At 71.7% G+C, this 12,508-nt stretch carries 13 protein-coding genes; 7 read left to right on the plus strand and 6 right to left on the minus strand.

Going from position 1 to position 12,508, the window contains the following annotated elements; genetic code table 11:
- Nucleotides 1-94: 94 nt before the first annotated feature.
- Both ACLJOK_RS30820 and ACLJOK_RS30825 read right to left on the minus strand, forming a co-directional pair.
- A complete protein-coding gene (locus ACLJOK_RS30820; protein ID WP_410822007.1) occupies nucleotides 95-976 on the minus strand; it encodes an aminoglycoside phosphotransferase family protein in 882 nt (293 codons plus the stop codon).
- Between the two features lie 20 nt (nucleotides 977-996).
- Entirely contained in the window at nucleotides 997-1,455 is a 459-nt protein-coding gene (locus ACLJOK_RS30825) for an Lrp/AsnC family transcriptional regulator (protein WP_410822008.1), read from the minus strand.
- A 93-nt stretch (nucleotides 1,456-1,548) separates the two neighbouring features.
- Here ACLJOK_RS30825 and ACLJOK_RS30830 point away from each other — a divergent pair, with 93 nt between their 5' ends.
- The 4 genes from ACLJOK_RS30830 to ACLJOK_RS30845 all read left to right on the plus strand — a co-directional run bounded on the left by ACLJOK_RS30830 (nucleotide 1,549) and on the right by ACLJOK_RS30845 (nucleotide 5,274).
- Nucleotides 1,549-2,400 (plus strand): LLM class flavin-dependent oxidoreductase, encoded by an 852-nt coding sequence (locus ACLJOK_RS30830; RefSeq protein ID WP_410822009.1) that lies wholly within the window; start codon nucleotides 1,549-1,551, stop codon nucleotides 2,398-2,400.
- Nucleotides 2,397-2,822: a nucleoside deaminase gene (locus ACLJOK_RS30835; protein ID WP_091405997.1), complete on the plus strand. Its 426-nt coding sequence runs from the start codon at nucleotides 2,397-2,399 to the stop codon at nucleotides 2,820-2,822. The genes ACLJOK_RS30830 and ACLJOK_RS30835 overlap by 4 nt, the downstream gene beginning before the upstream one ends.
- Nucleotides 2,823-3,058: 236 nt before the next feature.
- Nucleotides 3,059-4,324 carry an AGE family epimerase/isomerase gene (locus tag ACLJOK_RS30840; protein ID WP_410822010.1) on the plus strand — a complete coding sequence of 422 codons (1,266 nt, stop codon included), beginning with the start codon at nucleotides 3,059-3,061 and terminating at the stop codon, nucleotides 4,322-4,324.
- Entirely contained in the window at nucleotides 4,321-5,274 is a 954-nt protein-coding gene (locus tag ACLJOK_RS30845) for a carbohydrate kinase family protein (RefSeq protein ID WP_410822011.1), read from the plus strand. The genes ACLJOK_RS30840 and ACLJOK_RS30845 overlap by 4 nt, the downstream gene beginning before the upstream one ends.
- Nucleotides 5,275-5,394: 120 nt before the next feature.
- On the opposite strand, the gene ACLJOK_RS30850 is transcribed toward ACLJOK_RS30845, so the two are convergent.
- The 3 genes from ACLJOK_RS30850 to ACLJOK_RS30860 all read right to left on the minus strand — a co-directional run bounded on the left by ACLJOK_RS30850 (nucleotide 5,395) and on the right by ACLJOK_RS30860 (nucleotide 8,981).
- Nucleotides 5,395-6,363 (minus strand): LacI family DNA-binding transcriptional regulator, encoded by a 969-nt coding sequence (locus ACLJOK_RS30850; protein ID WP_410822224.1) that lies wholly within the window; start codon nucleotides 6,361-6,363, stop codon nucleotides 5,395-5,397.
- A gap of 72 nt (nucleotides 6,364-6,435) precedes the next feature.
- Entirely contained in the window at nucleotides 6,436-7,815 is a 1,380-nt protein-coding gene (locus ACLJOK_RS30855; protein WP_410822012.1) for an FAD-dependent oxidoreductase, read from the minus strand.
- A gap of 23 nt (nucleotides 7,816-7,838) precedes the next feature.
- Nucleotides 7,839-8,981, minus strand: coding sequence for a glutamate--cysteine ligase (locus tag ACLJOK_RS30860; protein ID WP_410822013.1), 1,143 nt, complete (start codon nucleotides 8,979-8,981; stop codon nucleotides 7,839-7,841).
- 156 nt (nucleotides 8,982-9,137) lie between these two features.
- On the opposite strand from ACLJOK_RS30860, the gene ACLJOK_RS30865 reads away from it, so the two are divergent.
- The 3 genes from ACLJOK_RS30865 to ACLJOK_RS30875 all read left to right on the plus strand — a co-directional run bounded on the left by ACLJOK_RS30865 (nucleotide 9,138) and on the right by ACLJOK_RS30875 (nucleotide 11,752).
- Nucleotides 9,138-9,431, plus strand: coding sequence for a DUF6412 domain-containing protein (locus tag ACLJOK_RS30865; protein ID WP_410822014.1), 294 nt, complete (start codon nucleotides 9,138-9,140; stop codon nucleotides 9,429-9,431).
- A 101-nt stretch (nucleotides 9,432-9,532) separates the two neighbouring features.
- Nucleotides 9,533-10,288 (plus strand): YidC/Oxa1 family membrane protein insertase, encoded by a 756-nt coding sequence (locus tag ACLJOK_RS30870; RefSeq protein WP_410822015.1) that lies wholly within the window; start codon nucleotides 9,533-9,535, stop codon nucleotides 10,286-10,288.
- Between the two features lie 63 nt (nucleotides 10,289-10,351).
- Nucleotides 10,352-11,752 carry a chitinase gene (locus tag ACLJOK_RS30875; protein WP_410822016.1) on the plus strand — a complete coding sequence of 467 codons (1,401 nt, stop codon included), beginning with the start codon at nucleotides 10,352-10,354 and terminating at the stop codon, nucleotides 11,750-11,752.
- A 51-nt stretch (nucleotides 11,753-11,803) separates the two neighbouring features.
- Here the strand turns inward: ACLJOK_RS30875 and ACLJOK_RS30880 are convergent, their stop codons facing one another.
- Nucleotides 11,804-12,475: a DedA family protein gene (locus tag ACLJOK_RS30880; RefSeq protein ID WP_410822017.1), complete on the minus strand. Its 672-nt coding sequence runs from the start codon at nucleotides 12,473-12,475 to the stop codon at nucleotides 11,804-11,806.
- Nucleotides 12,476-12,508 lie beyond the last annotated feature (33 nt).

The following is a 12,508-nucleotide window of genomic DNA, read 5'->3' on the forward strand; positions in this document are numbered from 1 at the left end:
GCGCCGATCTTGCAGATTCTGATGTCGACATGGGTGGATATGCACCTGAGGTCGGGACAGAAAGTGCAAGATCGCGGAGCTGGTCAGCCCGAGCTCAGGTGGCGTCGAGCAGCCAACGGACCACATCGATCTTCTCGGAGAAGACGAATTCGTCGGCGACGCTCCAGGCCAGCGTGTGCCCGACCGTCCAACCCCTCACCCGTTCCCGGTCCAGCCCCAGTTCGGTGCTGAGTCGGTCCAACCGGTGCCGTACGGCGGTCGGTGAGTGGCCCAACTCCGGGCCGCGCACCATCGGCACTACCGAGAACTCCCGCTCCCCGGTCAGCGGTTTCGGGTCGATGGCCAGCCACGGCCCTCGGTCGCCGGCGTGCGCGTCGGCGGCGAGGATGTTGCCGGCGTGCAGGTCCTGGTTGACCAGCACCTGCTCACCCTGGCTGGACGCCAGGCCGGTGAGCAGGTCGAGCGCCGCGTCCAGCAGCCGCCGTTCGTACGGTCGGCCGGCCCGTTCCCAGGCTCGAGGCATCCGGTCGATCCAACCTGCGGCCTCCTGCGCCAGCGGGGTGAAGGGCGCGCCGGCTGGCCGCCAGAGCCGGGGGAGTAGCCCGATCACCGCGTCCAGCGCCTGGTCCAGCGGAAAGTCGTGCAGGGGAGTGCCGGGCTGGCAGCGTTCGAGCAGCAGGGCGCGTCGCCCGGGATCGTGGGCGAGCAGACGGATCGCCGCGTCGCCGTCCCAGTGGGCCAACGCGTCGGCCTCGTGCCGGCTCTCCTCGTCGGGGTACTGGAGCTTCAGCACCACCGCCGTGCCGTCGGGCAGGTCGGCGGGGAGCGCCAGTGAGGCGTACGCCTGCCGGAAGGGCGGACCGACCCGCAGCGACCACCGCTCGGCGCACTCGGTCAGCCACGTCGGGAGTGCGGCAAGCCAGGTGCGGCCGGCGGGGGTTCCGCGTACCCAGTCGAGCCCTTCGGGTAGATCCATCGGGCCACCCCACCGTCCCGTCACGACCGGAGCGGCGTCAGACGCGGGCCGCGATAGGGCAGTGTGGCGCTGTAGACCACGTTCGTGGTCGTGCTGCCGAACCCGGCGAGATCGTCGATGATCTGTTCGAGGTGTGCCATCGACGTGGCTGCCACCTTCAGCACGTAACAGTCGTCCCCTGTGGTGCGCAGGCACTCCAGGATCTCCAACCGCCGATCCAGCAGTCGGCGTAGCGGTTCGTGCCGACTGCCGGGGTATTTCAGCCTGACCACCGCCAGCACCGCGAAGCCCGCCTTGGCCAGGTCGACCTCGGCGCGGTAGCCGCTGATGACGCCGGTCGCCTCCAGCCGTCTCACCCGTTCGGTGGTGGCCGACGCACTCAATTTGACCCGGCGGCTGAGCTCGGTGATCGGCAAGCGGCCGTCGCCCTGCAACTCGGTAAGGATCGACCAATCGAGATTGTCAAGATTCTCGGCCATCGGGCCAATCTACCGGTGAATCATCGGCAGATGGCAGCGTAGGCAGGGATTATGGCGTTCCCCCGTTGGGTCCGTAATGACTAGCGTGGACGGGTGCAGATTGGCGTGAACGTACCGAACTTCGCCCCCGGAACCGACCCCGAGGTGCTGCGGCGGTGGGCGCAGACAGTCGAGGGTCTCGGCTTCGACCTGTTGATGGTCTCCGATCACATCGCGGTGACCCCGGACGTGGCCGAGCAGTATCCGGCGCCGTTCTACGAGCCGTTCACCACGCTGTCCTGGCTGGCCGGGGTGACCAGCCGGGTCCGGCTGGGTACCACGGTTCTCATCGTGCCGTACCGACACCCGCTGCTCACCGCCCGGATGGCGGCGAACCTCAACCGGCTCAGCGGCGGCCGGCTCGTCCTCGGTGTCGGCGTCGGCTGGGCCCGGCAGGAGTTCGAGGCGCTCGGGGTGCCGTTCCGGCAGCGCGGCGCGCTGACCGACGAGTACCTGCGGACCATGCGTGCGGCCTGGCAGGACACCGAGGACTACGACACGGACGCGATCCCGATCTGGGTCGGTGGCAACAGCGTAGCCGGCATGCGCCGTGCGGTACTGCTCGGTGACGCCTGGCACCCGCTGCGCGTCACGCCGGGACGGCTGGCCGAGGCGGTCGGACGGTTGACGGCCATCGCCGACGAGATGGGTCGCCCGGTGCCCGCGTTGGTGCCGCGGATCGCGCTCCAGGAGACCCGAGAACCGATCACCGACCCGGACCGGCTCGCCGGTGTCGGCACCATCGATCAGATCGTCGCCGACCTCGACCAGCTTCGTGCGCTCGGCACGGAGACGGTGGTGCTGGACCCGTTCAACGGCGACCTGACCGAGATCCGCCAGCCCGAACGCGCCTGGCGGACCCTTGCCGCCGTGGCCGCACATCACGCAACCCAGGAGGACCGATGACCCCCGACGACGAGAAGTTTCTCCGCCACGCCGTGGAAATCGCCAGGCGGGCGGGGGCTTCCGGCGAACGCCCGTTCGGCTCGTTGCTTGTCGACGCGGCCGGCGTCGTCCTGATCGAGGACCACAACACCGTGGTCTCCGACGCGGACATCAGCGCCCATCCGGAGTTGAAGCTGGCCCGCTGGGCGGCTCGGGAACTCTCCCCCGAGGTGGCCGCCGGCACCACCATGTTCACCAGTTGCCAGCCGTGCGCGATGTGCGCGACGGCGATCGACCGATCCGGCCTCGGGCGGGTGGTGTACGCGCTGTCCACCGAGCAGTTCGAGGAGGTCAAGCCGGCCACCCCGCCGCTGCCCCCGGTCCGCTACGAGGGGCCGGCGCTGTTCGATGAGGCACGGCAGCCGATCGACGACTACTACTGATCGGCGCTGTCCCGGGGCGGTGTGACGCAGCCGGAATTGACAGTCGGCCGGCTGCCAGAGCAGGGTTGAGCGGTGACAACGATGTCAACGGGCAAATGGGGGCGAAATCCTCCCGTCGCGTGTCGACCCTTTCCAGTCGATTCGTGGCGTACCGTTGGCGGTTTTGCGGCGCGGACCCGGTCCGTCCGCCGATCCTGGCCGTATGTCCCTTTCCTACCCGACGGTGACCAGCTGAAATGACCGACGTGCCCCGATTCGACGCCGCAACGACCCCCACTCCGGCGGGGTCGCCAGACCTGCCCGATCTGGACGAGTTCCTCGTCGACCAGACCCGGACGCTGCTCGACACCGCCCGCCGCTCGGTCCGGCCCGAGGGCGGCTTCTGGTGGCTCACCGACGACCGCACCCCGGACCGCGGCGAACCGATCCACACCTGGATCACCTGCCGAATGACCCACGTAGCCGCCCTCGCCCACCGCAACGGCGACCCGGACGCCGCCGCCCTGGTCGACCACGGGATCGCCGCGCTCAGCACGCTGCTGCGCGACGACCGGTACGGCGGCTGGTTCGGCGCGGTGGACCAGCAGGGAGTGCCCGTCAACGACCGCAAGGCCGGCTACGACCACGCGTTCGTCCTGCTCGCCGCCTCCGGCGCCGCACGCGCCGGCCGGCCCGGCGCGGACCGGTTGCTCGCCGACGTGCTGGACATCGTGCGGGACCGGTTCTGGGACGACGAGGCCGGCGCGGTCCGCGAATCGTGGAACCGGGACTGGACGATCACCGAGGACTACCGGGGCGCCAACAGCAGCATGCACATGGTCGAGGCGTTCCTCGCCGCTGCCGCCGGGACCGGCGACGCGAGCTGGGCCGACCGTGCCCTGCGGATCGCCACCCACCTCGTGCACGGTGAGGCGGCCCGGCACGACTGGCGGCTGCCCGAGCACTTCACCACCGACTGGTCGCCGCTGCCCGACTACAACCGGGACCAGCCCGCCGACCCGTTCCGGCCGTACGGCTCCACGATCGGGCACTGGCTGGAGTGGGCCCGGCTGCTGCTCGAGTTGGAGGCGGTGCTGCCGCAGCCACCCCGCTGGCTGCTCGCCGACGCCCGCGCTCTGTTCGCCGCCGCCGTGCGCCGCGGCTGGGCGGTCGACGGCGCCGACGGCTTCGTCTACACGATCGACTGGGACGACCGCCCGGTGGTGCGCTCCCGGATGCACTGGGTTCTCGCCGAGGCCATCGGCGCGGCGATCACCCTGCACCGCCGCACCGGGGACGCGGTCTACCTCGACTGGTACCGGGTCTTCTGGGCGTACGCCCGTCGCAGCCTCATCGACCAGACCGGATGGCGGCACGAGTTGGACGCGCAGAACCTGCCCGCCGACACGGTCTGGCACGGCCGACCAGACGTCTACCACGCCTACCAGGCGGTACTGCTGTCCCGCGCGGCCGACGGGCTCGGCGGCCCCGGCCCGCTCGCTCCGGGGGAGGTGACCGCGTGATCGTCGTCGCGGGTGAGGCTTTGATCGACCTGGTCGTCACCGCCGAGGGGCAGCGGGCCGTCCCGGGTGGCTCCCCGGCGAACGTCGCGGTCACCCTGGCCCGGCTCGACCAGCCGGTACGGCTGCTGGCCCGGCTCGCGGGCGACGAGTACGGTCGGCAACTCGTCGAGCATTTGAGCACCAACGGGGTGGACCTGGAGTGGGCGGTACGCGCCGAGGAGCCCACGTCGGTGGCGGTGGCCACCCTGAACGCCGCCGGGCAGGCCAGCTACGAGTTCCGGCTGGCCGGCGCGGCCGACTGGCAGTGGACGCCCCAGGAGTTGCCCGAGCTGGCCGGGTCACCGGCGATCGCGCTGCACACCGGTTCCCTCGCGCTCGCGTTGGCACCCGGCGCGGACGCGCTGGAGGGCCTGCTCGCCCGGGAACGCCAGCGCGACGGGCTCACCGTTTCCATCGACCTCAACCTGCGGCCGAGCATCGTCACCGACCGGGCGGCGGAGCAGGAGAGGGTACGCCGGCAGATTCGCCTCGCGCACCTGGTCAAGGCCAGCGACGAGGACCTGGCCTGGCTCTACCCGGACCGTTCGGTGGCCGACGTGATGACCGAATGGAGTACGGCCGGCGTGTCCTGCGCCGTGGTGACCCGGGGCGGGGACGGCGCCTGGCTGCTCGCGCCGGACGGCTCGCTGCACGAGGAGCCGGCGGTCCGCACCACAGTTGTCGACACCGTCGGTGCCGGCGACTCGTTCACCGGTGGCCTGTTGGCCGCGCTGGCCGACCTCGACGCGCTCGGTGACCGACCGGCCGACCGGCTCGCCGCGGTGACCCCGCAGCAGTGGGCGGAGGTGCTCCGGCAGGCCGCCACTGTGGCCGCGCTGACCTGCGGCCGCCGAGGCGCCGACCCACCGACCCGCGCCGAGGTGGACGCCCTCCTCCCCGCCGCAAGCTAGGACCCCCTCGCCCGGTCGATCATGGACTTGTGGTGGGCGTTCGAGCGCACTTCGCGGCATACGTGAGGCACCACGACTCCATGATCGACCCCGCCGGGCGGGCGGGGGGCGGGCGGGGGCTCAGGTCAGGCCGCGTGGGAGGAGCCTGGTCGGGAGGACAGTGGTTGAGGGTGGGGTGTCGTCGCCGGCTATTCGTTGGAACAGTCGTTCGGTGGCGACCCTCGCCAGCTCCCTCGTGTCGTACGCGACGACGGTCAGCGGTCGGGGCATCAGGTGGGCCAGCTCGAAGTCGTCGAAGCCGACCAGCGCGGCGTCACTGCCGCGCCGGTGCAGTTCCTGGAGCGCGCCGACGGTGAGCCGGTTGTTGGCGCAGAAAAACGCGGTGGGCGGCTCCGGGAGGTCGAGCAGCGCGGCGACCGCCCGCCCGGCCTCCTCGGGAGCGATGAGCCGCTCACGGATCAGCGTCTCGTCCGGCTCGACCCCGGCGGCGTCCAGTGCCGCCCGCGCCCCCGCCAGCCGCTCCCGCATGGTGGGCACACTCGGCGCGCCGAGCAGGAGCCCCACCCGTCGGTGTCCCTCGTCGAGCAGCGCGCTCACCCCGGCGTGGCTGCCACCTCGGTTGTCCAACAGCACGGCGTCGGCTTGCAGCCCCTGCGGCGGCCGGTCCAGGAACACCACAGGCATGCCCAGCTCGACCTCGCGACGCAGGAACGAGTGGTCCAGGCCCGCCGGCACCACCAGCAGGCCGTCGACCCGGCGCTGGGTGAAGTCCTGGAGCAGGGCGCGTTCCCGCTCCGGGTCCTCCTCCGACGACGCGGTGATCAGCATGGTGCCGTGGGCGGCGGCGATCTCGGCGGCGACGCTGGCGATGGTCGCGTAGAACGGGTTGGCGATCTCCTCGATCAGCAGCCCGACTGTGGCGTTGAGCTGCCGGGAGCGCAGGTTACGAGCGATGTCGTTACGCCGGAAGCCCAGCTCGGCGATAGCGGCCAGCACCCGGCCGACCAGCTCCTGACCCACCGGCTCGTCGTTGACGACCCGGGAGACCGTCTTCAGGCTGACGTCGGCCCGCCGGGCCACGTCGACCATCGTGGGACGCCGACGCACGGTCGGCCGGGTCGGGGTCTGGGTCACGGGGTGGTCCTCCACGGCGGGCGCGGGTCAGCGGTCGAGGGCGGCGAGCGCGTCGACCGCTTTTCGGGCGGCGATGAGCACCGGATCCCAGACCGGCGCGTACGGCGGAGCGTAGCCCAGGTCCAGCTGCGTCATATCGTCCACCGTCATGCCGTTCCACAGCGCCACGGCCAGCGAGTCGATCCGTTTGGCCGCCTCGGACCAACCGACGATCTGCGCGCCGAGCAGCCGACCGCTGGGGCGCTCGGCGATCAGCTTGACGGTCATCGGCCGGGCACCCGGGTAGTAGCCGGCCCGGTTGGTCGACTCGGCGATCACCGACACGAACTCGAAGCCGGCAGCCGTGGCGTCGCGCTCGCGCAGACCCGTCCGACCCACCTCCAGGTCGCAGACCTTGGTCACCGCCGTGCCGATCACGCCAGTGAAGGTGGCGTACCCACCGCCGATGTTGATCCCGGCGACCCGGCCCTGCTTGTTGGCGTGCGTGCCGAGCGGCACGTGCACCGGCATCCCGCTGACCCGGTGCAGGGTCTCCACGCAGTCACCGGCCGCCCAGACCCCTGGGTGCCCGGGCACCCGCATCCGGCGGTCCACCCGGATCGCGCCGGTCGGCCCGAGGGGCAGCCCGGCCGCCTCCGCGAGCGCGGTGTTGGGGCGTACGCCCAGACCCATGACCACGACGTCGGTCGGGATCGGCCCCTCGGCGGTGACCACGGCGGACACCCGGCCGTCCCGCTCTTCAAGGCCGATCACCGGCAGGCCGCCGCGGATCGTGATGCCGAGGCCGCGCATCGCCTCGGCGACCAGCTCGCCCATGTCGCTGTCGACCGTCGACATGGGCTGCTCGCCCGCCTCCACCAGGGTCACCGAGAGGCCGCGCTGGATGAGGGCCTCGGCGATCTCGACGCCGATGTACCCGCCGCCGACCACCACGGCCCGCCGGGGCTGCGGGTCGGCGTCCAGCCAGTCGCGCAGCGCCGCACCGTCGTCGAGGGTCTGCATGCCGAACACGCCGCCCGCGTCGGTGACCGCCCACGGTGGCTTCACCGGTACCGCGCCGGTGGCGTACATCAGGTCGTCGAAGCGCTCGCGGACCTCGCCGCCGCCCTTGAGGTCCCGGGCCACCACCTCGCGGCGTTCCAGGTCGATGGCCGTGACCTCGTGGCGCATCCGGACGTCCATCGCGTACTCGGTGCGGAACGTCTCCGGGGTCCGGGCGATCAACGCCTCGGGACCGGGCACCAGGCCACTGATCCAGTACGGGATGCCGCACGCCGAGTAGGAGGTGAAGTGGCCCCGCTCGAAGACCACGATCTCCAGGTCGCCACGGTCACGGCGGCGTCGGGCCTGGGACGCCGCCGACATTCCGGCGGCGTCCCCGCCGATGACGATCAGCCGTTGCGCCACGGGTCCATCCTGTCACGCGGTGATCAGCCGCGGGTCTGCCGTGCGACGTCCTGCACCACGTCGGTGAGTCGGCCGGTGCGCTCGAACACCGCGCGCTGCCGTGCCGCGCCGCTGCCGTGCCGGCGCAACCCACCCAGCAGGTCGGTCACCTCGGCCCAGTCGCCGTGCTGCTCCAGCGCCGGCCGCAGCCGCTCCACGAGCCGGTCCAACAGCTCCCAGGCGGGGCGCAGCTCACCGTTTGTGACGTCGACGGCCTCGCCTTCCAGGCCGTCATGGGCGGCTCGCCAGTGCGCGCCGACCAGCAGGTGGTGGTCGGTCTGCAACGCCGGCCGGCCGGCCTCGACATCCGCCATGGCGGTGGCCACCAGTGCCCGGACCAGCCCGGCGACCAGCACCGCGTCGTCCACCGACGGGCAGACGTCGCCGATCCGCAGCTCCACCGTCGGGTACTTCGCCGACAGGCGGGCGTACCAGTAGAGCATTCCCTCGTCGAGCATCACCCCGCTGGAGATCAACTGACGGATCAGCCGCTGGTAGTGCTCGTGCGACTCCAGGAACGGCGTCGGCGCCACCGACGGCCAGCGCTCCCACTCCACCGAACGCCAACTGGCGTAGCCGGTGTCCTCGCCCCGGGAGAACGGCGAGTTGGTGGTCACAGCGTGCAGCATCGGCAGCCACGGCCGTACGTGGTTGAGCACCTGCACGCCGGTGTCCGGGTCGGGCACCCCCACGTGAACGTGCATACCGTTGTTGCCGGGGCCGGGGACGAGCAGCCGGAACCGCTCGATCATCAGGTCGAAGCGGGGCTTGTCCACCACCGGTGGCACCGGGCCGTCCACCGGGCCGGTGCCGATGGCGAGCAGGCGTACGCCGGCCCGCTCGGCGGCGTCGGAGAGCGCCCGACGCAGAACGCCGAGGGAGTGCCGGATCGACGAGAGCTCCAGGCCGGGCGGGCTGCCGATCTCGATCTGACTGGTCTGGAACTCTCGCTCCACCTGCCCGCGAAGTTCGGCCGGCACCTGCTCCATGACCAGGTCCACGGCCGGAACCGCGGCCCCGGTGTGCGGGTCGACGAGCAGGAACTCCTCCTCGACACCCACGGTGAGCAACCCGGTCGCCGCAGCAATGTCGCTGGGCGCCTCCGCCACCTGACCGGTCATCGACATCACCCGTCCGTTCCTACCGTTCGCGGTCCGTCCGCGTTGGTCCGCCGTTGGTTACCCAACGTGGCGATGCCGGGAAACGTGGCGGCGGTGCGTCGTCTTCACTGCGGGCAGCCGGATTCGGCCGGGTGACGTGACAGCGGGTCCTATGCTGGGCCCGTGCCGGTGCTGTTGGGCTATGTCGGGGTCGCGTGGATGTCCACGTTCGCCCAGCTCACAGTGCTCGCGGGCCGACCGGCCGACCTGCTCGCCGGTGCCGCGTTGACCGCCCTGGTGCTGCTCGCCGTGGTGCTGGCGGCCCGCGTGCACGACCGGGCGGGCGCGCCTGGTGCCGGGCCGCGGTGGGCCGGCCTGCGGGCCCGCTCCCGAAGTCGCCGAACGCCCCGCCAGATCGACCCGGATGCGGCCGGTCGTCCTCGTCCCCGTGCCCCGGGGCACCCCTCGGCCGCGTAGCGCCTCGCCGCCGCGCGGCCGATCCCGCCGTCACCGGCCCCCCTTGTCGAGCGGATACCGCCAGGGGGAGGGCCTCACCGGAATCGGACCGAGGGGTTCCCATGCTTGCCTTCGCACCACTGCACGACGCTGTCGCCGCTGCCGGCAGCGCGCTGTCCTGGCTCACCGAACTGCTCGCACCACTGGCCGGCGGTGGAGCGACCGCCGCCGCCATCGTGCTCTTCACCGTCGCCGTCCGACTGCTGATCTCGCCGCTCACCGTCGCGCAGGTCCGCGGCGAGCGGCGCCGCGCGGCGCTCGCCCCGCAGGTGCGTGACCTTCAGCAGCGGTACGCGGACGACCCGGCGACGCTTCAGCGCGAGGTGTTCACGTTGTACCGCGAGGCCGGCGCGAACCCGATCGCCGGCTGCCTGCCGCTGCTCATCCAGGCGCCGTTCCTGCTGGTGCTGTACCGGTTGTTCAGCACCAGTGAGGGCGGCACCGGGCTGCTGGACGAGCGGTTGGCCGGCGTGCCACTGGGTCACCATCTCAGCGACGGGCTGGCCGGCGCGGCCGGACCGCTGTTCGGCGTGCTGCTGGTGGTGTTGCTGGCGGTGGCCTGGTGGTCGTCGCGGCGGGCCCGTCGAGCGTCAGCGGCGGTTGGCACTGTGGCCGGTACGCCGACCGAGGGCCCGGGGGCGGCCACGCTCGGCCGGCTGCTGCCCCTGCTGCCGTTCACGACAGTGCTGGTGGCGCTGGTGCTGCCGCTCGCCGCGGTGATCTATCTGGTGACCACGAGCGTGTGGTCGGCCCTTGAGCAGGCGGTGCTGCGCCGCCCACAGGCGGCCCCGTCGCGCCCCCTGGACAGAAACAGTTAACTGTCTTAATAATTGGCAGCAACGTTGACGTCCATAGATGCCAGTCCGGGCCCGGAGGGTCTCATGAAACGGTCCAGATCCCTTGTCCTGTCCCTCGTCGCCGCCCTCGCGGCGACACTCGGCGCGGCCTGGGTGGCGCTGCCCGCGTACGCCGCCGGGGCCACCGCCAGCTTCGTCAAGACCGCCGAGTGGGGCTCCGGCTGGGAGGGGAAGTACACAATCACCAACGGCGGCAGCTCGACCATCAACGGCTGGAGCCTCGCCTTCGACCTGCCGTCCGGCACCACCCTCGGCAGCTACTGGGACGCGTTGCTCAGCTCGTCCGGCCAGCGGCACACCTTCACCAACCGGTCCTGGAACGGCACCATCGCCCCGGGCGCATCGGTCTCCTTCGGCTTCCTGGCCAGCGGCTCCGGCTCGCCGAGCGGCTGCCAGCTCAACGGCGCGTCCTGCGGCGGCGGCACCCCGCCCACCACGCCGCCGCCCACGACGCCGCCGCCCACGACGCCGCCACCCACGACGCCGCCCCCCACCACGCCGCCACCCACCGACCCGCCCACCGGAGGGCTGCCGAAACACCTGCTCACCGGGTACTGGCACAACTTCGACAACCCCGCCGTCGAGCTGCGGCTACGCGACGTCCCCGCCGAGTACGACCTGGTGGCGGTCGCCTTCGCCGAGGCCACCGCGACCCCCGGCGCGCTCACCTTCGGCATCGACCCCGGACTGGCCGCCGCGCTCGGCGGCTACACCGACGCGGACTTCACCGCCGACGTCCGCACCCTGCACAGCCGGGGCAAGCGGGTGATCCTCTCCGTGGGTGGCGAGACCGGCCGGGTCACAGTGAACAACGCCGCCTCGGCCGCCGCGTTCGCCGACACGGCCGCCGCGCTGATCGCCCGGTACGGCTTCGACGGGATCGACATCGACCTGGAGAACGGGCTCAACCCGACGTACATGGCGCAGGCGCTGCGCGCGCTGCGGAACGCTGTCGGATCGGGGCTGATCATCGCGATGGCTCCGCAGACCATCGACATGCAGAACCCGGCCGGCGGCTACTTCAAGCTGGCGCTCGACATCAAGGACATCCTCACCGTCGTCAACACCCAGTACTACAACTCCGGCGCGATGCTCGGCTGCGACCAGAACGCCGCGTACGGCCAGGGCACCGTGAACTTCATCGTCGCGTTGGCCTGCATCCAGTTGGAGGCCGGGCTCCGCCCCGACCAGGTCGGCCTCGGCCTGCCCGCCGGAGCGGGGGCGGCCGGCGGCGGCATCGTCGCGCCCAGCGTGGTCAACGCCGCCCTGGACTGCCTGGCCCGGGGCACCAACTGCGGCAGCTTCCGCCCGCCGCGCACCTACCCCGGCATCCGGGGCGCGATGACCTGGTCGGTGAACTGGGACGTCAGCAACGGCAACGGCTTCGCCAGCACTGTGGGCCCGCACCTGGACACCCTGCCCTGACCGCGCTCGCCGGCGTCCGGTCAGGACGCCGGCGGTGGGCGGTAATGCGGATCAGCGACCGGCGGTCACCGACCGCCGGTCGTCGCGCTCGCGACGCCGGCGGACCTTACGAAACACCCAGATGGCCGCCATGACGACGAAGATCGCGACAATCGCGTAGTTGAACCAGTCGCTGTAGCGGGCCACGTCCTGCCACTGGCTGCCGAGGGCGTAGCCAGCCCCGACGATGAGACCGTTCCACACTCCGCTGCCGATGGTGGTGAGCAGGATGAACTCACCCAGCGGCATCCGGTTGGCCCCGGCCGGCACGGAGACCAGGCTGCGGACCACCGGCACCACCCGGCCGATCAGCACCGCCCACCGACCGTGCCGCTCGAACCACTTGTCCGCCTTCTCCAGGTCGTCGCGGTCCACCAGCGGAATGTGGTCCAGCCAGCGTTTGAGCCGTTCCTCGCCGAGCGCCGCGCCCAGCCAGTAGAGCACCAACGCGCCGACCAGCGAGCCGACGGTCGCGGCCAGCACCACGACGAAGACGTTGAACTTGCCCTCGTGCGCCAGGAAGCCGGCGAGCGCCAGCACGATCTCACTGGGAATGGGCGGAACGATGCTCTCCAACGCCACCAGCAGCGCCACGCCGACCGGGCCCATCGCCTCGATCACCGAGGCCACCCAGCCGGTCAACCCGGTGAACTCGGACGGGTCGCCAGCTTGGGCGTACGCCATGGGTCGTCCTTCCGGTCGGCTGTCGGGGATCGG

This window comes from Micromonospora sp. 050-3, from assembly GCF_046549335.1.
In the GTDB taxonomy this organism is placed as follows: domain Bacteria; phylum Actinomycetota; class Actinomycetes; order Mycobacteriales; family Micromonosporaceae; genus Micromonospora; species Micromonospora trifolii.